Source organism: Jeotgalibaca arthritidis (assembly GCF_011100465.1).
In the GTDB taxonomy this organism is placed as follows: domain Bacteria; phylum Bacillota; class Bacilli; order Lactobacillales; family Aerococcaceae; genus Jeotgalibaca; species Jeotgalibaca arthritidis.
Genome location: NZ_CP049740.1, coordinates 887,555 through 910,091, shown reverse-complemented (window position 1 = coordinate 910,091; position 22,537 = coordinate 887,555). Strand labels below are relative to the sequence as shown.

Sequence of the window (22,537 nt, the reverse complement as noted above, 5' to 3'; positions counted from 1 at the left end):
ATTTATCATGGAAGTATCTTTATACACAAAAAACAATTGCGGTATGTGCAAAAATACAAAACGTTATTTAAAAATGGTGGGTGTTCCGTTTGTAGAAAAGAACATTGAAGAAAACGAAACATATATGGATGAAGCCCGTGAAACAGGCTTTACCACATTGCCGATTATTAAAACAGCAGAGGATGTATTTAGCGGCCACCAACCTGATAAATTGGAAGCATTATTCGGTAGCCTATGAAAGTTGTTTTTTTCTCGTTAACCGGCAATGTAAGACGTTTCGTTAAGAAACTAGCGGATTACCCATCACTAGAAATTACCCAAACCAACCCATTTATCGAAGTCAATGAACCATTCGTCTTTATCGTACCAGCTTATGAAAAAGATGTGACAGAAATTGCTTGGGATTTTATGTCGACTGGCCAAAATGCCTCCTATTGTAAGGGCGTTATTGGCAGTGGCAACTTAAATTTTGATGCGCTCTATATCTATACCGCAAAAGATTTAGCGAGAGATTACCAATTACCATTGCTAGACAGTTTTGAGTATTTTGGAACGAGCACAGATATTGAACGAGTAAAGGAGAAGATCAATGCAATCGCCTAAAATTATTCCAGCAAATAAAAAAGTAGAAGCCAACTACTTCGAATTAAATAACCAATTGAACATCCCAAAAGATAATAAAATCCAATTGGCCAAAGATAAAGAAGCCGTACGGACTTACTTCTTAACTTATGTGAATCCGAATACGGTATTCTTCCACAACTTAAAAGAAAAAATCGATTATCTGGTAGATAATGACTATATAGAAGAAGAATTGGTTAACCAGTACAGCTTTGATTTTATTAAAAGTCTATTTAAGCGCATTTACGCTAAAAAATTCCGCTTTAATACCTTTATGGGAGCCTACAAGTTCTACCAACAATACTCCTTAAAAACAAATGACGGCAAGCGTATTTTAGAACGTTACGAAGACCGTATTGCTTTTAATGCCTTGTATCTAGCCGATGGAGACGAGAACTTAGCGAATGACTTAGCAGATGAGATGATTTCACAACGTCTTCAGCCAGCGACACCGACCTTTTTAAATGCCGGTCGTAAACGTCGTGGGGAATTATCATCATGCTACTTAATCTCATTGGAAGATGACATGAATGCTATTGGGCGCGGGATTAACTCTGCCTTGCAGTTATCAAAACGTGGTGGCGGTGTAGGGATTAACTTATCCAGCATCCGTGCCAAAAATGACCCGATCAAAGGGATTGAGAATGCCGCAGCAGGTGTCGTTCCGATTATGAAGCTCTATGAAGATTCATTCTCTTACGCAAACCAACTTGGTCAGCGCCAAGGAGCTGGTGTGGTTTACTTGAACGTTTTCCACCCCGATATTGTGGACTTTTTAGCAACTCGTAAGGAAAACGCTGATGAAAAAGTTCGTATTAAAACATTGTCATTAGGCCTTGTTGTACCGGATAAATTCTATGAATTAATCAAGCAAAATGCGAAGATGTATCTCTTCAGCCCATATGATGTGGAACGTGTTTACGGCCAACCATTCTCTTATGTGGATATTACTGCTGAGTATGACAATATGGTGAATAATCCAGAAATCCGTAAATCAAAAATCAATGCCCGTGAACTTGAAACAGAAATTTCAAACCTTCAAAATGAGGCAGGATACCCTTATATTATTAATATTGATACAGCCAATCGTGAGAATCCGATTGATGGCCGTATTGTGATGAGTAACTTGTGTTCTGAAATTTTCCAAAGTATGACACCGTCAGTTATTAACGACCGTCAGGAATATGATGTTCTAGGGACAGATGTGATTTGTAACTTGGCATCCACTAACGTGACCAACTTAATGGCATCACCTGATTTTGGTAAGTCAGTAAAAGTGGCGATGCGCGCATTGACTAATGTGAGCTTGAAAACAAATACGGCTTCTGTACCGACCATTGAAAATGGTAACAAGCGTAACCACGCTGTTGGTTTAGGTGCGATGAACTTGCATGGTTTCTTAGCTAAAAATAAGATTCATTACGGTTCGCCAGAGTCGATTGAATTTACTGACTTATACTTTATGCTCTTAAACTACTGGACGTTAGTCGGTTCAAATGAGATCGCAATCGAGAGAGGCGAGAGCTTTGTCGATTTTGAAAAATCAGATTACTATAGCGGCAACTACTTCGCTCGTTACCAAGATCGTATTACGACACGTGACGATATTAAACATGATAGTGTCAAAGCTTTATTTGACCATGTTTACATTCCAAGTCGTGAGGACTGGGAAACATTGGCCGCTAACGTTCGCGAACATGGTTTGTATAACAGCTACCGACAAGCGATTGCGCCAACAGGATCAATCAGCTACATTAACGAATCAACAGCATCTATTCACCCAATCATTCAAAAGATTGAAGAACGGGTAGAAGGATCACGTGGGAAAGTGTATTATCCAGCGCCATATATGTCTGAAGATACCATTCCTTACTATACGTCTGCTTATGATATTGACCAACGTCGCATCATTGATGTGTACGCTGCTGCTCAAAAACATGTGGATCAAGGAATGAGTTTAACCTTGTTTACTCGTTCTGAATTTAAACCAGGCATGTACGAATGGAAAACAGATCCAAAGTATCTAACCAAAAAGACAACCCGTGACTTGAATATGTTCCGTAACTACGCTTGGACACAAGGGATTAAGTCTTTATACTACGTTCGTACCTTTACGGATGATGCAGAAATCAGTTCAGTAAACGAATGTGAGAGCTGCTCAATTTAAGAAGAGATAAGGAGACGAGAACGCAATGGCTAGAATGAATACACGAGAGTACGATGCAAGTGCTTCTTATAAATCAATCAACTGGAATGTTGTCGAAGACATGGTCGACAAATTAACATGGGAGAAGCTAACGTCTCAGTTTTGGCTAGATACCCGTATGGTACCGTCAAACGACAAGGCAGACTGGTCCAAATTAAATGATGTTGAAAAGACCCTTTATAATAAAGTGTTTGGTGGCTTAACGATGCTAGATACCTTGCAAGGAGAAGACGGTAATGCTGAAATCATGAAGGATGCTCGCACCCAACATGAAATTGCCGTACTGACCAACATTCAATTTATGGAACAGGTTCATGCTAAAAGTTATTCGACTATTTTTAGTACCCTTTGTTCGCCGGCAGAAATTAGTGATATTTTCCGTTGGACGGAAGAAAATGAGTTCCTACAATATAAAGGGCATAAAATTCGCGACATCTATCTAAACGGCACAGCCCTACAAAAGAAAGCAACCAGTGTCATGTTAGAATCCTTCTTGTTTTATTCAGGATTTTATACACCACTACGCTATATGGGGAATGGGAAGATGGTCAATGTGGCCGAAATTATTCGTTTAATTTTGCGTGATGAGAGTGTCCACGGCACTTACATTGGCTATAAGTTCCGCCTTGGTTTAGAGGAATTGCCAGAAGATGAGCAACAAGAGTTAACAGACTGGGTTTATGATTTAATGCTAGACCTCTACCGCAATGAGTCGCGTTATACAGAAGAATTGTATGATGAGATTGGTTGGACGGAAAGTGTGAAAGTCTTCTTGAAATACAATGCAAACAAGGCATTAATGAACTTGGGACTGGAGCCATTCTTCTCTGAAACGGTTGAAGATGTTGATCCGATTGTAATGAACGGTATTTCAACAACAACAAGTAACATGGACTTCTTTAGTTCAGTTGGAAATGGTTACCTATTATCCGACGTAGAGCCGATGAAGGATGAAGATTACGCTTATTAGTATGAAAAAAAGATTAAGCCGTGGTGGCTTAATCTTTTTTTGTATATAGCTACTGTTATTTTTACTGCTGTTTAGTCCATTCATCTAAGTCAAAGAACTGGATGTCTTTTTCAGCAGCTTCTTTAGAGGGGTAGAGACGCATATCGTCATAGGGAACGAGTCGTTTTTGCCAATCATGAGGATTGCTAAGAAAAGCATCCCAACTTTCAGCAATCTCAAATGCCGCATGGTCACTATTAACATACAGAACCTTGTCAGCTGCTAAACAAATATAGCCAGCTTGGCTGTCCCGTGCCACGATGTCGACAGCTGGAACAGAGTAAAAAGGAAGAGCAGGCTGGTCACCCTCTAGAAAAAAATGGCAGTCATAGTCATGTGCAAATGTCTCAATAACTGACATATCATCATCTTTATCTAGGAACACAAACTGACTTCCTGCAAAGACGAATTCTTGATCAGGCGAAATGATACCAAACCATTCTGTTTTGTCTGTGACATCGATATATAATAGTTGTCCGATTTGAATTCCCTCTTTCTGTCTCTTAATTTTTTATAAATTTGAGTATAGTATAGCAATATAATGTGAAAAACAACAGTTAACTAACTAGCAGTTTATGATAAGATGAAGAAACAATGAAAAAGTAGGTGAGCCAATGACTATTCATTATAAAGACAATACACCCATCTCAATCGACAGCTTAACGCAACTCTACCAAAGTGTTGGTTGGCGAAATTACTATAATAATCCCGCAATAATGAACCAACTTCTTCCAGGGGCTTGGCATTACATTAGTGCGTGGGAAGATGACCAGCTAGTTGGCCTGATTCGAACCATTAGTGATGGCTGTTATATTCTCTATATTCAAGATATTCTTGTCCATCCTGACTATCAACGCCGAGCGATTGGGACGAGCTTAGTCAAGCAGATGTTGGAGAGAGCTAAAGATATGCAACAAATCATTTTAACAACAGATGATACCGAAAGAACCATCCAATTTTACCAATCATTAGGATTTAAAACGATGCAAGACCTCAAGTGTGTATCGTTTATGAAAGTATAAAGGAGACTAAGATGGACTTATCATATTTAGAAGCGTTTGTAGCAGAAAAATTAGGCCAAGACACCACCGGACACGACCTTAGCCATATCAGACGAGTGGAACAATCAGCCATAACCATTGCCCAAAAAGAAGGCATGTCAGCGTCTGATATCACAACGATCCGAGCAGCTGTTTTACTTCACGATGTAATCGATGACAAACTGACCGATGATGTCGAAACAGCGAGAAAGCAAGTCATTGCTGCTTTACAGGCAAGTGGTGCCACCGACCAACAAGAGGGGGTTATTTTAGATACCATTGACCATATGTCTTATTCTAAAAATCTAATTGAAAAGCACGAACTCACTAAAATCGGACAAATTGTCCAAGATGCAGACCGATTGGATGCCATTGGTGCCATCGGAATCGGACGGACTTTTTATTATGGCGGCTCAAAAGGACATGCTATGTATGACGATACTAAGCCCGTTCATGTGACAGAACTAACCCAAGATAGCTATCGTGGATCGAATAATGTAGTTAACCATTTTTATGAAAAATTACTTCATTTAGAGTGCTTAATGAATACCCTTGAAGGCAAGAAACTAGCCAAGGAACGGACTGCCTTTATGCAGTCATTCCTACAGCAATTGGATTGTGAGATTAGAGGAGAAAAATAAGGAGCTGAACAAATGAAGGCTGATAAATGGCAAATATTCGCTACTGTTGTTTTAGTTATCAATATGGCTGTGATTGTAGATACGATTCGTATGGAAAGTGATAGAGACCAGCAAATCATCGCTGATCTCATTGAACAACGCAAGGAACTAAAAGAAGAGTTAGCGGTTCAAGAAAAGACTATTCAGACGTTGGAAAAACCATTTACCTATTTAGATGACTTGTCAGAAGAAGAACGCGCAGCTTATAAGCAATTTCAAACTAGTAAGGATATTCAAGTATTAGAGCTATCTGCAGAAAAAACGTTATTAGTTTACTTACATCTAGCGAGTAACAATGATTTAGAAGGATTATATGCCTTAACAAATACCCAACAAACACTAGAAGAGTTCCAGAATACCTATGTAACAAGTCGACAAGCGGAGCAAGATTTAGAGGCTGTTTTGCTTTACCGCTACTATGATGATGTTAGAATACTAGAAGATGAACTAGATGATAGCAACGTTAATGTTGAAATTTCAATATCTCAAGCTTCCCATCAACAAGTCGCAATTTACAGACTCACGAAGACAAATGGGAAATGGCAGCTAGCATTTTAAGTTACATTTGCCCAATAAAATAAGCGAGTAGATAGAATTCAAAACTGAAAATAGTCAGTAAGCCATTTAACCTCCAAAACCATGGATTCGAACGCTTGTCTTTTATGAGAGCTCCTACTGAAATAAGAAACGCTGAGATCCAAACGAGGTCAAAGAAAAAAAGAGACCATGAGTTAGGTAGCCATGTGTAAAAGCCGATAAGAAATAAAATCCACTGTAATACAAGTAGGCAAAACGAGAATATAGTTAGAGGATGCGGGCGAGTAAGCATAGTCGCTCGCTTTTTTAATAGGGTATGAATACTGTAAATAAGAAAAATGAATAAAATGAAGACATTGAGAGTAAGAACCATAGTCACTAAGCCCATTTAAAAACCTCCTTATTGAATAGAAGTATAGCAGAAAGGCGGGTGGGCCGAAAGCCTGGTAACCTAAAACAAAGCTCTTAGGGAGGATTTTAAGAGGGTTTTAGACAACACCAACGCATACAGATGTGAAGCAGCGACTGACTGATCCGACGCTAGAAATTAAAGAACAAACATGTTGTACCCTAGTTTGCAGAATTATTTTTTTAATTTTGCATGGCTAGGGTACAACTATGCCCACTTGCTCCTTCTCTCACCTCTGCTAGGTTATTTGACAGACATAGTCAATATTACTTTTTACTTTATGAATTTATTTTTATATAAATATATATAGTAATCTTTGCTATTTATCATTTATAGTGAAATTTTTTAGTATATAAAACATTAATAAATAAGTTACAAAATAGTCATATATGACTATTTTGTAAAATTTTAATTTATATATGATAGAATCAAATTGTAAGTATTGTTATAACCTGGTAAAAGTATGGAATGGAGGATAGTGGTTAATTTGAACTTGTGAGTAATTAATATATTGGTGTTCAATATTTATCAGGTTTTCTAAAAAATTATTTAAATATGGAGGGAATAGATATGAAGTTGTCAAAAATTATACTATAAGTTCTATAGTTACATTAGTAATGGCACCAATTTTAACAACACCTATTACAGTATCTGCAACTCAAAATAATTTAGAAAGTATGGGAAATACTTTTAAAGAATTTAATGATAATATAACGAACTTTGAAATTGTCAGTCAAAGTGATAAAGAAATAGTTTATAATTATTCAGAAAATAATAAAGATTATCAAACTGTTGAAGAAATTGACTTTGAATCTGGCAAAGTGAACAGTATTACTTATGAAAAAAATTCTTCCATTAATTCTATAACGGTGTCTACAGTTAAAACAGAGTTAATAGAAAATTCTTTACATCAAGAAGGAATTTTTAACGGTGAGGAATTTAGTCAGATAATTGATTTGGGAAAAACTCAAGAAGATATCGGGGAAAAATCAACGAGTAGCCTAGTTACTCCTGCTATGGATAGCAATTGGGAATATTTAAAGACATTTAAAACAAATACATATATAAAAGGATTAAGTGTTGGAGCAATCGCGTTAGCAATTTCAAAGGTACTTAGTGCGGTTCCAAATATATATGCACAAATATCAGCTTACTTAATCGATGTTGCAGCTTTGGCCTACTCTATGAACCTAACATATGTATATAATTCTGAAGATGTATATAGAATTTTTGACTATTCTACTCCTGTTCCTACTATAATGGGAGAGATGGTGATTATAAAGCAGTACTCAAATAGTGGTAGAACAAATTTACTAGGGCAAAAAACAGTCTATTATTATTGATGTAATAGTTAAATGTAGGAGGAAATTAATGAATGATAAAAAAAACTTAATCTTATCTTGGGAAGAAGGTATTTTGAAAGTTATTATTTTCATTTTAATTTTGTTAAGCAAAAATACTTTCCCGACCAATAATAATTTTTTAATAACGATTATTGGTATTCTAATATATACAATTTGTTGGCTACTTATATATTCAATAAAAAAACAATACCACAACTAATATATATTGTTATGTAATCTGATATTTATTTTATTAGGATAATTGATATTTCAGTAGTTGAATAAAAAATTGCATCTTGTGCTACAATACAAATGAAAAGTAAATATTTTCTAGCAAAACCTTTGAAGACGGTCACTGAATTAAATAGATTAAAAAATTTGTCAATTTAAGCTAGACAAAATTGGTTCATCTAAGTAACTCAAAAACACTTCCAGTGGTGTCTGGTAATTCAACGATTTTCGTGGGATATTGTTTCGCTTATTCGCAACTGAAGAGACAAACTTTGACGTTTTTGTGGTAATAAGATTCTATCATCACCAGGTCATTCGTGATCACTCCTCTGTATTCTTTGGTCGGAATTACAATTTGAGTGTACCATGAATGACTTATTTATTTGTCTAACTTAATCTTACAATCGACGAAATAAAAACATCTTGTTGATGGACCATTTTTCTTTTAAAGTATAAGAAGATATATAACGAGAGGAAAGATTAAATTGAAAAAAATAGGTTTGCTGATACTAATATTCCTTCTCATAGTGTATGGGATATATAATGCCAGTGTCATGTTTATAATGCCAGAAAATGAAAAGTTAGCTAATTTTATTATTGCCTTGCTTTCGATATCCTATTCGATATGGTTAATTAAATACTATAAAAAACCGTAAATATTTATTTTGTTTTTAAATGTCAATGTTGTCGCTTATAAATTGGGTAATTTCCTTTATTTTGGTTTCGTTGAAAGCAGCATGGGGAATGACTTTAATTTGCTGATCGTTGATTTTTAATAGCCAAAATTTTTTTCGGTTAATCAAGCATTGAAATTCATCCCAAATGAAGAAAATAGCTTCATTTTTTTCAAGGTTCTTTGTTTGAAAGCCTTCTTTGGTAATAATGAATTCTCTAACTCCTATAGAGTGAGGGTATTTTTTTAGTTTCTTTATCAAGGTAATGATTTCAGCAACCACAAAAGATAGAAAGATAAATATAAAAATAAAAATGGTAGAAATAATTTGTCTTTCCAATGTATATCCTTTCATAAATAGAAGAATAAACCACAAGCAAATCACTAAAGTGGCCCCCGCATATGCTATATATTTTTTCGTGTTTACTGTTAAATTTATAAAGAGATAATCTTTTAAAGAAAAATTAGCTGTTCCTTGATACATTTTGAGCTCCCCCTTCTATTGTTGTAAATTTATCATACCAAAAACGTGTAGGGATTGTTAATTTTTGGTGGATTAGAATTTATGTGCGTTCGTTTAATTCCACCTGAGATAAGTTAATAACACAAGTATAGTATTCTTTGCCAAGTATATTTATCAAATCAACTAAGATCACACTTTTTGGTTTAGACAGACAGCTTTCTTGATACTTCTTATTAAGCTCTTCTAAAGTCCTAGAACCAGAATCTTTATCGATATGGCAGTTCTGATATCGTTAGTCTATTTTTTGAATTTGTCACTTTTTCTTTCATTACTATTTCATTTTATCTGACATACTATCTAAGTAGTAAAATGAATGATAGAGAGATTAAATATGTTGAAAGGAGAGATTTTTTTGAAGAAAAGAACCTTTGTATTGCTTATTTCTTTTCTTATTTTTTTTGAAATTTGGAATCTTCTGTTATTCTTTATTGTTCCAGATAATAGAAAAGTAGGAATTGTTATTCTCTTTTTATCAGTAGCTTTGTACATTACCTTTTTAGTTAAGAACAAACGATTCAAAACCTAGTTTTAGATTCTAATTTATTCACTAAAAAATGGTTAATTTCCTGAAGTTCATTCTCTTTGAAAGCAGCATGAGGAATTGCTTTAATTTGCTGATTATTTAATCGTAAGAGCCAAAAGTTCTTTCGATTAATCAGGCTCTCAACTTCGTTCCACGAGAAAAAATTTGTTTCATCATTGCTAGGTTGTGTTATGTGAAGGCCCTCATTATCAATGATGAATACTCTATGCCCAATAGATTCAGGAAATTTTTTGACACTTTTTATTAAACTGATCGCTTCGTTAAGAATAAAAGAAGAGAAGATGAATAAAAAAATCAAAATACTTAAACCAATTTGTCTACTTACTGTATAGTCTCCCATGAAGAGCATAAAAATAATGAAACAAAGGAACATCGTGAAGCTAGCGTAAATCAAATACTTATTAGTGCTTAGTGTTAAATTTAAAAATAAGGAATCTTTTAAAGAAAGAGTTCCTTTTCCTTTATATGTCATTGATTTTCCTCCTTTATTTATCGTTAGTTAAATCATACCAAAGATTGCGGTCATTAAGAAATGATTCTATATTGATAAAGGTTAATACTAGTATTTCAACTGACAAAGTGGCTAGTTGAGTGATTTAGTTTTCAATCTGATGGATTGTAATTATTGCGATAGGAGTGTGGAAAAACGTTGGATGACTTAAGTTTAATAAAAAAATAAACAGCCAACTGCGTTCTTAAACGAACACGGTTGGCTGTCTGTTTTTAATTACTCTTCGTCCCAAACTGGAATTGATGATCCTTTAGAAGATTCTTCAATTACTTGAGCAGTTCCTTCTGATTGGTAATATTCAACGATTGTTCTATACAACTCACTATCAGCATCTTCAGCGCGTGATGCAATTACGTTGTAGTAAGGTTGAGAATCGTCACTTACTGGCTCTAAGAAGATTGCGTCTTCTGTTGGAATATAACCAGCATCTACAGCCATACCGCTATTCACGATAGAGATATCCAAGTCTTGAAGAGCACGTGCAGTTTGCGATGAATCAAGTTCAGTAATTTGCAGGTTCTTTGGATTGTCTGTAATATCGTCAACTTGCGGTGTTAAGCCAGTATCTGGGTCAACTGTAATTAAACCAGCTGTTTGCAACAGTCGCAGCGCACGGCCATTGTTTGTTGGGTCGTTTGGAATTCCTACAGTTGCCCCATCCGGAATATCCGCCACGTCAGTATACGTTAATGAATAAATACCAAGTGGAGCAATAACGGTATAACCCAAAGTCGTTAAGTCTGAACCAGTATCTTCATTGAAGCTATCCATGAAAATTTCTGTCTGAAAAGCGTTCAAATCAACGTCTCCATCTGCTAATGATTTATTTGGTGTTGCATAGTCAGTATATTTTACTAACTCAATCTCGATATTTTCATTTTCTTTCAATTGTTCCGCTACATATTCCCACGGTTCGTTGATTTCTCCAACGACCGCTACTTTAACCTGAATAGGCTCGTTAGCTGCTGCTTCGCTTGTTGCATCATCAGAAGCTGTTGTTCCACTTCCACCACCACATGCTGCTAATAATAGGGCACTCGCTGCCACAAATCCACCTAAATATTTCTTTAAACTCATAACCATATCCTCCTAATATTAAATCGAATAGTGGGTGATACACCAGCTATGCTGCAACACAGCTGGAACCCGGTTTATTCAAAGCTTATCTTATTCCCATGCAGGAACGTCATTACCTTTTGTAACTTCTTCAAGCTTAGCTGCTGTTTCTTCTGATTGGTAAGCTTCAACAACTTTCAAGTAAGTTGCGTTGTCTTTATCTTCAGAACGCGTTGCAACAACGTTTTTGTAGATTTCGCTAACTTCTGCAATGTTGTCAGTATCTAAGAATAACGCATCTTCGCTTGGGTTTAGACCTGAGTCTGTTGCGTAGTTTGTATTGATAATCGCTGCATCCACATCACCTAATGAACGAGCTGTTTGGCTAGCATCTAATTCAGTAAAGGTAATATTTTTTGGATTGTCAGTAATATCGCTAACTGTTGCATTTGTACCAGCTGCTTCATCTAATGTAATCAAGTCAATCGCTTGAAGTAATAGTAGGGCACGTCCACCGTTTGTAACGTCATTTGGAATAGCAATTTCAGCGCCTTCTGGAATATCAGCGTAATCGTCAACTGAATCTGAGTATAGACCAAGTGGTGACACATAAGTAAAGCCGATCGGCACAATGTCAGAACCATTATTAGCGTTAAATTCTTCTAAGTAAGCAACGTGTTGGAAAGCATTTAAATCTAAGCTGCCATCTGATAGAGCAACGTTTGGTTGCACGTAATCTGTGAATTGTTCAATTTTTAAATCGATATTTTCAGCAACAAGACGCTCTTTTACGTCTTCCCAAACATCAACTTCGACTTCACTAACAACCCCAACAGATACTTCGACAACTTCTTCTGTTGATGAAGCTGAGTCTGCGTCTGATGTGTTGCCACATGCTCCTAAAAATAAAACCAAAGCTGCTGATGATAATGAAATTAATTTTTTATTCATGATAAATTCCTCCAATATAGTTTTTTTGTACGGGTTTGTCCCGCTGTTCTTTTTTTAGTGGCTTACTTTCTTAACTAATGCATTACCAATTGCTTGGCTGATAAAGACGATGATTAAGATTAAGATTGTTGCAACAAAAATGACATCTGTTTGGAATCGGTTATAACCTCTTGTGATGGCTAGATTTCCAAGTCCGCCGGCACCAACCGCACCAGCCATGGCTGTTAACCCAATTAAGTTAATAATTGTTACAGCAGATACACGGATGATTGAAGCTAGGCCTTCTTTTAAATAAACACGGAAAATAATGTCCAATTTGCTTGTTCCCATTGCTTGAGCTGCCTCAACGACACCAGGGTCTACTTCAAGCAAGGCATTTTGAATCTGACGGGCATAGAAGGGAACAGTTGAGAAGACAAGCGGTACAAGTGCAGCGGTTGTTCCGATTGCTGTGCCGACAATTAGACGCGTGATTGGATAAATCAGTGTCAGTAAAATAATAAAGGGCAGTGACCGGAAGACATTAACCAGTTTGTCTAAAATGTTATAGAGAAGGGCATTTGGTATTAAGCCGCCCTCATCTGTTATTAATAGGATAACACCAAGGATAATACCTAAAAATCCAGCAATTGCACCAGAAATACCTGTCATATAAAGGGTTTGCCATAAGCTTTCCCAAACAACATCCCAAATGTTTGAAACGTTCGGTAGTAAGTTATTAATAAATTCAGTCATTGTTATTCACCATCTTCTTTCTTTTGACGTTCTTCGATAGACTCTGCAGAAATAATTGAAACAGTCACATCATTCGATTGCAAGTAGTCGATGGCTTCAGCAATTTTTTCAGTTGATCCTGATAAAACGAGTAATAATGTTCCAACCGGTGTTTCTTGTAAAATTTCCACATTTCCAAAGAGAATATTTCCTTGAACTTGGAAGCTATTATTCAACTTAGCAATGAGTGGCTCACTCGTTGAACCGCCAACGAAGGACAGTTTTGCTAATACGTCGTTTTCCTTCAAGTTAAGAAGGGTTGGATGAGCTAATACTGTATCGATTCCTTGATCCACATGAGTCGCTGTATTGATAAAGTCTTTTGTTAGTTGATTTTGTGGGCTAGTAAAGATTTCTAGTAGGCTGCCTTCTTCAATGACATGGCCATCTTCCATAACCGCAACCTTGTTACAGATTTCTTTCACCACTTGCATTTCATGAGTAATGATTACAATCGTCAGACCTAAATCTTTATTTAGTTTTTTCAACAACTCTAAAATAGAAGAAGTTGTCTTAGGATCTAGGGCACTTGTTGCTTCATCACATAGTAGAATTTCTGGATCATTCGCTAAGGCACGCGCAATGGCAACCCGTTGCTTTTGTCCACCAGAGAGTTGAGACGGATAAGCATCTGCTTTATCGCCTAGCCCAACAAGGTCTAATAGTTCGAGCACTTTTTTACTGATTTGGCTTTTTGTGAGCTTCGACCGTTTTAGGGGGAAAGCCACGTTATCGAAAATAGTTCGAGATCCCATCAAGTTAAAGTGTTGGAAAATCATCCCGATTTTTTTACGAGCTTGTCGTAATTCTTTTTCACTCAAATCAGTGATAACTTTCTTATTAATCACCACTTTGCCACTAGTTGGACGTTGGAGTAAGTTAATCGTTCTAACGAGTGTACTCTTTCCAGCACCACTGTAGCCGACAATCCCGTAAACGTCACCTTTATTAACGTGTAGTGAAACATTTTGTACGGCTTTAATTTTTTTTTGTTTGTCACCTTGGAAGATGACTGAGACATCTTTTAAGTCAATCATATATGTTCCTCGTTTCCTGTTTAATGAAAAAGACACCCGTCTGGTACCTTCTATATGTTATATGAAGTATACCAAGGACGCGTGTCTGATGCACCGTGTTACCACCTTGTTTTAGCTTTTCCTCACAGAAAAGCTCTTAGGAAGTGGCTGTGCCACTTCATCGCTGTAAAGGGCGAACCCTCCAAAGGCTAACGTCTCCGCTCACCTTTGCCGCTCCAAGGCCATTTTCTCGTTTTTCTGCTACCTGTTCTCACCACCCCAGGCTCTCTTTGAAACATCTTAAACGGTACTTACCTTTTCTACGCGTCAAATCAATATAATAAAAAAATCTCGTCCAATCAACACAAATAGACTGTGCTGAAAGGACGAGAGTCAACGTTTCATCTCGTGTTACCACCTTAATTTACAAAAGTATCACTACTCTTGCCTCTATCAGTACCGCCACGAATTGCCATGACTGATACTGGGACACTGTAACGGGCGTTCCCGTCCTACCCTAAAGGTTTCCCTACTCGGATAAGCCACTCAGAGACCATCTTCAGCTACCTGTTCCTTGCTTGCTTTCACCTAACCAAGCTCTCTAAAAAAGGAAAGAATACCTTACTCTTCTCTTCAAAGTGTTTTTGCGATGTGCTTACTATAACCAATTTCTCATTTACTGTCAACATCATTTTTCAAATCTTTTTTCTTTTTCAGAAAAAGCACGTCTAAACCTTATTATATAGCAATTAAAATTAATCATTTAAAAATAATGGAAAGACTGCTACAATGAAAAAATAACAAAAATGAGAATTTGATGAAAAGAGTGAAGACGTTGGTAGAACAAGCATTCCATATTCGACTGGCAGAGCGTCAGGATGTAGATATTATTTTTAACTTTATAAAAGCATTAGCTGACTACGAAAAAATGTCAGATGAGGTTGTTGCAACACCTGAAAGTTTGGAGAAGTCCTTATTCGATGACAAGCATGCAGAAGTCTTAATCGGAGAAAGAGATGGAAAGGCGGTAGGATTTGCACTGTTTTTCCATAATTATTCAACCTTTTTAGGTAAAGCAGGCATTTATTTAGAAGACTTTTTTGTTTTAGAGGATGAGCGTGGTAAAGGCTACGGCAAAGCGCTCTTTCAAGAAGTTGCTAAAATTGCTGTTGCGCGTGACTGTGAGCGGATGGAATGGTCGTGTTTGGATTGGAATAAGCCGAGCATTCAATTCTATGAATCGCAAGGGGCAGTTGGGATGACTGACTGGACGGTTCACCGTTTATCTGGTGAAACTTTAAAAAAATACGGAGGCGATGCTTATGACACTAACTACTAATCAACAATTAGATAAAATTCAACCGTCAGCAATTCGGGTATTTGACCAGCTGTTCAGAAGTATTGACGATTGTATTCTAATGACCATTGGCGAACCCGATTTTAGTATGCCCGAACACGTTAAGGATGCTGCTATTAAAGCAATCCAAGAAGATGAGTCTCATTATTCTCACTCGATGGGTGCGATTGGTGTCCGTCAAGCTGTCGCTGACTATTTAAAACGTCGCTATCAGTTAGACTATAATCCAGAAAGTGAAATTTTAATGACTGTTGGCGCAACCGAAGCAATCTCGACCGTTCTAAAAGCGATTTTGAATCCAGGTGAGAAAATTATTGTGCCAACGCCAGGCTTTCCTTTATACAAATTGTCGGCAACCATTGCTTATGGTGAGACGATTGAGGTGAATACTTCTGAGAGTGGTTTTCTATTAACGGCTGATCAGGTTCATCAAGTAATGGCTGACCATGATGATGTGAAAGCGATTATTTTGAACTATCCGAGTAATCCAACCGGTGTGACTTATACGCCGGATGAATTACAAGCGCTGGTTGAAGCCATTCGTCAATATGAGGTTTTTGTCATTAGTGATGAAATTTATAGTGAACTAACTTACGACCAAGAGCATTTATCCATTGCCCGCTTGTTGCCGGAACAAACTATTTTAATTAGTGGTGCTTCGAAGGCTTTTGCGATGACAGGCTGGCGTGTCGGCTTTATTGCCACTCAGGAAAAATGGTTGCCACCTATTTTTAAAACACACCAAATGGCGATTACGACAGGTGTGACTGTTTCTTATAAAGCAGCAGAAGAAGCTTTCAATCATGGGGCAGAAGCCGTTGCCTTGATGAAGGCAGAATATGAGAAACGACGAGATTATTGCGTCGGTGCCTTAACCAATCTAGGCTTCGAATTAGCAAAACCAAGCGGGGCATTTTATTTATTTATTAAATTACCCCAACAGTTTGGTAAGGACGATCAGGCCTTTTGTCGCGATTTAGCAGAAAAGGGAAAAGTGGGTTTGATTCCAGGAAGCGTGTTTGGTCCTGGCGGAGAGGGCTATGTTCGGATGAGTTACGCCCTGTCGCAAGAAGGCATTGAAGAAGCGATGAAACGGATAACGAATTATATGGGAAAGAGTGAATAGAATCGGAAAAGTAGGTTCTATTCACTCATCCATCGCCGTTTGCTATCTTGCGGTTGTATTTCAGCTCTATCCGTTGTAAAATGCATGTAATCCCGATATGGGAAATAAATCAGAGTAGAGAATGAAGCGTTAAGTGTCGGATGGATGGGATGTTGCCTCCGAACGAAAAGTAAAGGGAGACCTTTATTTGCGGTTTTGTTCTTGCATTCGCTGCATATGAGAAATCGTGTAGCGGCTCTATAAAGGAGTTGCGGTTCATGGAAAATAAAAAATCCGTGTCCATGTTCATGGCCAGAGACATTGCTGTCATTGGCTTAATGATTGCTTTGAAAGTGGTATTAACACGCTTTTTAGCAGTCGAAACCCAGTTTGTAAGAGTTGGGTTTAGCTTTATACCAACCATTTTGTTGGCTATTATGTATGGGCCTTGGGTAGGAGCTTTTTCTGGTGCCTTGGCTGATGTTGCTGGCTTTTTCCTTTTTCCAAAAGGATTTGCCTTTTCACCTGGTTTTACAATTTCAGCTGCGGTAGCACCGATTATTTATGGTATGATTTTATATCGTAAACCACTGACTCTCAAACGCATTATGATGGCGTGTTTGGCAGTAACGGTTATCGTCAATGTTGGTATGAACTCATTATGGCTGCGTATTTTATACGACCAAGCTTTCTGGGGTATGTTACCGATTCGTTTAGCTCAAAATATCATTACCCTCCCTATCGAAGTAGGGATTATGTACTGGGTAATGAAAAATGCCTCGATTAGACGGGCAATGAAAGGCTATCCGATTCACTGGATAAATTAAATAGAATAAATAAAGCTAGTCATATTTTGAATATGGCTAGTTTTTATGATTAGATAATCGTTTTTAAGGTAGAATTAAGGGATTTATGGTATCGTTTTAATAGAAGAACGATCTTAGGAGTAAATTATGAGTAAAAAAAGGAAATTCCATGTTATATTTTCTGGAATGATGATAGTCATATCAGTAATCATTATTTTCGCTTTATCACATAAGAAAAGTTTAGTACTGGGAAACAGTAAAAATGAGCTAGTCGCATCGGCTAAAATTATGATCGATCATAATAAAATGTCAGACGGTGACTACCCAGTAGTTGCAAGTATAGAAGATGTCGTTCAAGGAATTATGGCAGAATTTAATGTTCAAGATGATCAAGTCTCCATTGTGTATGAGGATCTTAAAAAAGGTAACGATTATCGGTTGAATGAGGACGATTTGGTAACAGCCGCTAGTACGATAAAAGTAGGTATTGCAGCGATTTTTGTTGATCAAATTGTGGCTGGAAACTTAACGTGGGATAGCGAGTTGCCTTACTACGACAGTTACTATGAGTCAGGTGATGGCGCGATTACCAATTCAGAGAAACAATACGCCTATACGGTTGAAGAATTAATTGACCAAATGCTAACCTATTCTGATAATACAGCAACCAATATACTGGCCTTTTACTATCGCGACACATTTAGTGACTACCGCCAAGCAATTCTAGATTTCAGTGGTGAAACAGATATTCCGCTAGAAGCCTTTGAGAACAACGAAACGACAGCTGATATTTTAGCCGCCATTTTAAAACGCCTGACAGAAGATGAGCGTTACCAACCAATTATTGATGTGATGCTACAGGCGCAGGATGGTTTCCGCTTAAAGCAATATGTTACGACGGGTATGGCAGCAAAATATGGGAGTTACGGCGCATGGCAGCACGATACAGGCATTTATTATGAAGACGAAGAGGCAGTTTACCTTTTAGTCGTTCTAACGTACGGATTAGAAAATGTCGATGAATTTATGGGAGAATTAAATTATCAAATTAAAGAGTGGCAACAATTACAATAATAATGGAGGAATAATGATGACGAATCAAACACTAAACTGGGCAATTGTTGGAACAGGAACGATTGCCAAAGAGTTCGCAGGACAATTTTCGGCAACTAATGCCCGTTTATATGGCGTCTCTTCGCGTCGTGAGGAAACAGCCCAAGCATTTGCTCAAGAGTTCAAACTTGAAAAAGCTTATAGCAGTTTTGAGAACTTGCTAGCTGATCCAGCGGTGGATGTCGTTTATATTGCGACACCCCACAATACCCACTACGACTACATGATGGCAGCTCTTGAAGCAGGTAAACATGTCGTCTGTGAAAAAGTAATTACAATCAATAAAAAGCAGTTAGATGCTGCCTACCAATTAGCCAAAGAAAAACAAGTCTACCTCTTTGAGGCAATGACCATTCATTATATGCCACTCTACCAAAACCTCTTTGATTGGTTAGCGAAAGAAAAATTAGGTCCTCTAAAAATGGTGCAAGTTAATTTTGGTAGCTACAAGGACACTGATCCAAGTTACTATTACTTTAATAAAGAATTAGCGGGCGGTGCACTCTTTGATATTGGGGTTTATGCTTTGCATTTTACGCGTTGGTTCTTATCGAGTCAGCCGACAGAGATCCAGTCGATGGCTCACTTGCATCAATCAGGTGTTGATGAAAGTTCTGTCATTATGCTGAAAAACAAAGAAAATGAACTTGCTAATATTTCATTAACTTTCCGAGCGAAATTGCCCAAGCAAGGGATTGTCGCTTACGAAGAAGGTTATGTTACCATTACGGATTACCCACGCTCAAACCGCGCCGTTCTAACACGTAACACAGGTGAAGTGAGTGTCTTTGAACAAGGTAAATCGGAAGAAGGGCTGGCTTACGAAGCAGAGGCAATTTCCAAACTGATTATCAGTAAAGAAGGAAATCCATACATCGATTATTCCTTAGATGTTTTAGCGATTATGGATGAGGTTCGTTCACAATGGGGATTGGAATATGATTTTGAATAGTCATGAATAAGACGAGAGCTGGGAGAATTTTCCCAGCTCTTTTTTCTTACAAAATATCACTCTTTCATAAATTAATTTATTTAATAAATGAATATCTAAGCAAAGGCGGTTTGAGGCAGATACGACTTATCAATCATCTGTTAAGGATGTGAAAAAAATACTGGAATGTTGACCAGAATTATTTTTTCATTGAAAATGGTCCTAAATTGACGTAAACTAATTGCGAAAAGGAGTGGTCAAATGATTGAACGCTATTCGTTGTCACCCATAAAAGAATTATGGGATTTGGAAGCTAAGTACCAAAAATGGTTGGATGTGGAATTGGCAGTTATCTCGGCTTTTGAGGAAGTGGGAATCTGCCCACCAGGCACGCACGATAAGGCCAAAGCTGCTGCAACCATTGACGTAACTGCTATTTTAGCGGAAGAAGAAATCGTCAACCACGATTTCATCGCTTTCGTTAACTGTGTGACAAGCCCAATGGGGGATGAAAGTCGCTTTTTCCACTTAGGTTTAACCAGTTCAGATGTGGAAGATACCGCAACTAGTCTATTGTTACGTGATGCTTTGGACATTATTTTAAAATCTCTTAGCGATTACCGCCAAGTTTTGTATCAAAAAGCCAGTCAATACAAAGACACCATTACAGTCGGACGCACACACGGAATTCACGGCGAGCCAACGAGTTTTGGATTCAAGCTGTTAGGCTATGTGGCTGAATGTGACCGGAATATTGACCGCATGAAAGCTGTTCGCACCGCCCTTTCTGTTGGAACTTTATCAGGCGCAGTTGGTAATTACGCGAATATTGACCCAGAAATTGAACGATTGGCATTAGCATACTTTGACTTAACGCCAACATTGGCGGCCACTCAAGTGATTGCTCGTGATACTCACGCGGAGTTTATCCATGTCTTAGCTCTTGTAGCGTCATCCATTGAACGTATTGCGGTAGAAATACGCCACCTTCAAAAAACAGAAGTCTTAGAAGCTCAAGAAGGCTTTAAAAAAGGCCAACGTGGCTCATCAGCTATGCCGCACAAAAAGAACCCGATTTTGTCAGAGCGTTTAACAGGTTTGTCTCGCATGGTTCGTTCGATGGTGCCAATTGCTTATGAAAATATTGTCTTGTGGCATGAACGCGACATCTCGCATTCATCAACCGAACGCTTTATTTTCCCAGATGCTACTCAGATTGTGTTTTATATGACGGAAAAAGCACAAGACTTACTCCAAAATCTGATTGTTAATGAAGACCGTATGCTTGAGAATCTGGATGCCTCTTATGGGCTTGTCTATTCGCAACGCGTTATGCTAGCACTCATTGATAAGGGACACAGTCGTGACTATAGCTACACACTAGTTCAAAAAAATGCCCTCCAGGCTTGGGATAGCAGATCATCCTTTAAAGACTATTTATTGAAGGATGAAGACATCATGGGAATCTTGACGGAATCTGAATTAGATCACTTATTTGATCCAACATTTTATACAAGAAACATCCACTCTGTTTATAGAAAGTTTGAGGAAACCAAATGAAAAAATTAGCGATTGTAGGAGCACAATGGGGAGACGAAGGGAAAGGGAAAATTGTTAACCACTTTTCCAAAGCGTACGATTATATTATCCGCTTTTCAGGGGGAGCCAACGCTGGCCATACGATTTACTTTAACGGTAAAAAATATGTCAACCACTTGTTGCCATCCATTTCACCGGAAACAAACTCAATCGGAGTCTTATCGAAAGGTATGGCCTTAGATTTAGAACAAATGATTAAAGAGTTAGAAGTCTTGGAAGCTGATTTTAAAGGTATTTCAAAACGCTTTGCCATTGATAAAGAAATCTTCTTAGTCTTGCCTTATCACAAAGAGGAAGATGCTGTTTTAGAAGATATGCGTAAATACCCAATCGGCACAACCAAACGTGGGATTGGCCCTAGCTTTGCGGACAAAGTTTCCCGTGAAAACATTCGCTTAATTGATTTATTTGACGAAGACCGTCTCTATGAACGACTAGAAAATATTATTTACTTAAAAAATAATGTCTACCAAGGTAAATTGAATTTGGATACCGATACGGTTTATCAAACCATTTTAGCGCAATTTCGCCGTATTCAAGAATTGGGATGCCAGCTGACATCTAGTTCTGAACTGTATGAAGACTTGCAAAGCAAAAAAGTTTTACTAGAAGGCGCGCAAGGTATTATGCTCGATATCGACTCTGGTACCTATCCATTTGTGACGAGTAGCCAGACAACAGCACATGGTGCATCAACAGTTGATTTAACTCTAACCGAAGACGACAATGTTATGGGTGTTGTTAAAGCCTATACCACTCGCGTTGGTGAAGGTGAGTTTCCAACTGAACTTGATGGTGAAGAAGCAGATCGATTGAGACAATTAGGGAATGAATACGGTGCAACGACTGGTCGAGATCGCCGCGTAGGCTGGTTAGACTTACCACAGCTGCGCTATGCCATCCGCAAGTCTAAATTAAATGGCATTGTATTGACAAAAGGTGACGTTTTAGACGGTTACGATACTGTGAAAGTTTGTGTAGGCTACGAAATCAACGGCGAAGTGAAGGCAATGCCGATGATTGCTGACGAATTCCGTCACGCAAAACCAATCTACAAAACCTTAAAAGGTTGGAAAAACGTCTTTGATATTCATTTCTTGAAATACATTACCTTTATCGAACAAGAACTTGGTTTGGAAGTCGACTATATTTCTTACGGACCAAAAACCGAAGATATTATGGACAAAAAAACATTTATCCTACATATGGATTAACCATTTCTGAAACCAAGGCGCAAAGCGCCTTGGTTTTTTGTTAGCAATGTACGGTACAGCGAAAATTTTTAGGCTGTATCGACAAACTTTGCCAACAAAAAAATACGCCCTCAAAGTTAGCGTGTATAGTCTAACTTTGAGGGCGTATTAGTTTTAAGTAGGATTCGATTCGCTTGATTATTATAAATAATGAAAAGGATTGAGCAATTCGAGAAAAAAAGTCCAAAAGGTATCTTTGAAACTTAAGAGGAAGCCGTGTTTGCGCCATTTGATGAGAGCGACAATAAA

At 37.6% G+C, this 22,537-nt stretch carries 23 protein-coding genes, 1 pseudogene, 1 riboswitch and 2 other annotated features; of the genes and pseudogenes, 16 read left to right on the top strand and 8 right to left on the bottom strand.

From position 1 onward, the window contains the following. The first annotated feature begins 7 nt into the window (after positions 1-7). The 4 genes from G7057_RS04515 to nrdF are packed head-to-tail and all read left to right on the top strand — an operon-like array spanning position 8 to position 3,797. A complete protein-coding gene (locus tag G7057_RS04515; protein WP_076768135.1) occupies positions 8-238 on the top strand; it encodes a glutaredoxin family protein in 231 nt (76 codons plus the stop codon). Further along, positions 235-603 (top strand): class Ib ribonucleoside-diphosphate reductase assembly flavoprotein NrdI, encoded by a 369-nt coding sequence (gene nrdI, locus G7057_RS04510; protein WP_076768136.1) that lies wholly within the window; start codon positions 235-237, stop codon positions 601-603. The genes G7057_RS04515 and nrdI overlap by 4 nt, the downstream gene beginning before the upstream one ends. Further along, positions 590-2,788, top strand: coding sequence for a class 1b ribonucleoside-diphosphate reductase subunit alpha (gene nrdE, locus G7057_RS04505; RefSeq protein WP_166161660.1), 2,199 nt, complete (start codon positions 590-592; stop codon positions 2,786-2,788). Before nrdI ends, nrdE begins: the two co-directional genes overlap by 14 nt. A gap of 34 nt (positions 2,789-2,822) precedes the next feature. Then, positions 2,823-3,797 (top strand): class 1b ribonucleoside-diphosphate reductase subunit beta, encoded by a 975-nt coding sequence (nrdF, locus tag G7057_RS04500; protein WP_166164070.1) that lies wholly within the window; start codon positions 2,823-2,825, stop codon positions 3,795-3,797. Between the two features lie 61 nt (positions 3,798-3,858). Here nrdF and G7057_RS04495 read toward each other — a convergent pair whose 3' ends face one another. Beyond that, on the bottom strand, positions 3,859-4,221 hold the full coding sequence (locus G7057_RS04495) for a hypothetical protein (protein WP_166161658.1): 363 nt from the start codon (positions 4,219-4,221) through the stop codon (positions 3,859-3,861). A 229-nt stretch (positions 4,222-4,450) separates the two neighbouring features. Between G7057_RS04495 and G7057_RS04490 the strand changes: the two genes are divergently transcribed. From G7057_RS04490 to G7057_RS04470, 5 genes are all read left to right on the top strand, one after another. Next, positions 4,451-4,858 carry a GNAT family N-acetyltransferase gene (locus G7057_RS04490; RefSeq protein WP_166161656.1) on the top strand — a complete coding sequence of 136 codons (408 nt, stop codon included), beginning with the start codon at positions 4,451-4,453 and terminating at the stop codon, positions 4,856-4,858. Between the two features lie 11 nt (positions 4,859-4,869). Then, on the top strand, positions 4,870-5,517 hold the full coding sequence (locus tag G7057_RS04485) for an HD domain-containing protein (protein ID WP_166161654.1): 648 nt from the start codon (positions 4,870-4,872) through the stop codon (positions 5,515-5,517). Between the two features lie 12 nt (positions 5,518-5,529). Further along, positions 5,530-6,114: a hypothetical protein gene (locus G7057_RS04480; RefSeq protein WP_166161652.1), complete on the top strand. Its 585-nt coding sequence runs from the start codon at positions 5,530-5,532 to the stop codon at positions 6,112-6,114. A gap of 1,005 nt (positions 6,115-7,119) precedes the next feature. After that, complete coding sequence (locus G7057_RS04475) at positions 7,120-7,845, top strand: hypothetical protein (RefSeq protein WP_166161650.1); 726 nt, start codon at positions 7,120-7,122, stop codon at positions 7,843-7,845. Positions 7,846-7,873: 28 nt separating this feature from the next. Next, positions 7,874-8,065, top strand: coding sequence for a hypothetical protein (locus G7057_RS04470; protein ID WP_166161648.1), 192 nt, complete (start codon positions 7,874-7,876; stop codon positions 8,063-8,065). Positions 8,066-8,226: 161 nt separating this feature from the next. On the opposite strand, the pseudogene G7057_RS04465 reads toward G7057_RS04470, so the two are convergent. The 7 genes and pseudogenes from G7057_RS04465 to G7057_RS04435 form a co-directional block, all read right to left on the bottom strand. Next, positions 8,227-8,346: pseudogene (locus G7057_RS04465) on the bottom strand (IS30 family transposase); the annotation flags it as partial. A gap of 401 nt (positions 8,347-8,747) precedes the next feature. Next, the gene (locus G7057_RS04460) at positions 8,748-9,233 is read right to left on the bottom strand and encodes a hypothetical protein (protein ID WP_166161646.1); all 486 of its coding nucleotides are present in this window, start codon (positions 9,231-9,233) and stop codon (positions 8,748-8,750) included. Between the two features lie 554 nt (positions 9,234-9,787). Next, positions 9,788-10,288 (bottom strand): YcxB family protein, encoded by a 501-nt coding sequence (locus G7057_RS04455; RefSeq protein WP_166161644.1) that lies wholly within the window; start codon positions 10,286-10,288, stop codon positions 9,788-9,790. A 255-nt stretch (positions 10,289-10,543) separates the two neighbouring features. Next, complete coding sequence (locus G7057_RS04450) at positions 10,544-11,410, bottom strand: MetQ/NlpA family ABC transporter substrate-binding protein (protein ID WP_076768168.1); 867 nt, start codon at positions 11,408-11,410, stop codon at positions 10,544-10,546. Positions 11,411-11,494: 84 nt separating this feature from the next. Then, complete coding sequence (locus G7057_RS04445; protein ID WP_166161642.1) at positions 11,495-12,334, bottom strand: MetQ/NlpA family ABC transporter substrate-binding protein; 840 nt, start codon at positions 12,332-12,334, stop codon at positions 11,495-11,497. A gap of 54 nt (positions 12,335-12,388) precedes the next feature. Continuing rightward, entirely contained in the window at positions 12,389-13,069 is a 681-nt protein-coding gene (locus G7057_RS04440) for a methionine ABC transporter permease (RefSeq protein WP_166161640.1), read from the bottom strand. Between the two features lie 2 nt (positions 13,070-13,071). Beyond that, positions 13,072-14,145, bottom strand: a complete 1,074-nt coding sequence (locus G7057_RS04435) for a methionine ABC transporter ATP-binding protein (protein ID WP_166161638.1) — start codon at positions 14,143-14,145, stop codon at positions 13,072-13,074. A gap of 70 nt (positions 14,146-14,215) precedes the next feature. Then, positions 14,216-14,456: a binding site (T-box leader), on the bottom strand. 47 nt (positions 14,457-14,503) lie between these two features. Continuing rightward, positions 14,504-14,770, bottom strand: a binding site (T-box leader). Between the two features lie 189 nt (positions 14,771-14,959). On the opposite strand from G7057_RS04435, the gene G7057_RS04430 reads away from it, so the two are divergent. The 7 genes from G7057_RS04430 (at position 14,960) to G7057_RS04400 (ending at position 22,249) form a co-directional block, all read left to right on the top strand. Next, a complete protein-coding gene (locus tag G7057_RS04430; protein ID WP_227004656.1) occupies positions 14,960-15,463 on the top strand; it encodes a GNAT family N-acetyltransferase in 504 nt (167 codons plus the stop codon). After that, positions 15,447-16,607, top strand: coding sequence for an aminotransferase class I/II-fold pyridoxal phosphate-dependent enzyme (locus G7057_RS04425; RefSeq protein WP_166161634.1), 1,161 nt, complete (start codon positions 15,447-15,449; stop codon positions 16,605-16,607). Before G7057_RS04430 ends, G7057_RS04425 begins: the two co-directional genes overlap by 17 nt. A gap of 108 nt (positions 16,608-16,715) precedes the next feature. Next, a riboswitch (THF riboswitch) is annotated at positions 16,716-16,822 on the top strand. A gap of 42 nt (positions 16,823-16,864) precedes the next feature. Next, positions 16,865-17,413 carry a folate family ECF transporter S component gene (locus G7057_RS04420; RefSeq protein WP_166161632.1) on the top strand — a complete coding sequence of 183 codons (549 nt, stop codon included), beginning with the start codon at positions 16,865-16,867 and terminating at the stop codon, positions 17,411-17,413. Between the two features lie 126 nt (positions 17,414-17,539). Further along, positions 17,540-18,466: a serine hydrolase gene (locus G7057_RS04415; protein WP_166161630.1), complete on the top strand. Its 927-nt coding sequence runs from the start codon at positions 17,540-17,542 to the stop codon at positions 18,464-18,466. Positions 18,467-18,482: 16 nt separating this feature from the next. Further along, positions 18,483-19,457, top strand: a complete 975-nt coding sequence (locus tag G7057_RS04410) for a Gfo/Idh/MocA family protein (RefSeq protein ID WP_166161628.1) — start codon at positions 18,483-18,485, stop codon at positions 19,455-19,457. Positions 19,458-19,697: 240 nt separating this feature from the next. Next, entirely contained in the window at positions 19,698-20,996 is a 1,299-nt protein-coding gene (gene purB / locus G7057_RS04405; RefSeq protein ID WP_166161626.1) for an adenylosuccinate lyase, read from the top strand. Next, entirely contained in the window at positions 20,993-22,249 is a 1,257-nt protein-coding gene (locus G7057_RS04400) for an adenylosuccinate synthase (protein ID WP_166161624.1), read from the top strand. Before purB ends, G7057_RS04400 begins: the two co-directional genes overlap by 4 nt. Positions 22,250-22,537 lie beyond the last annotated feature (288 nt).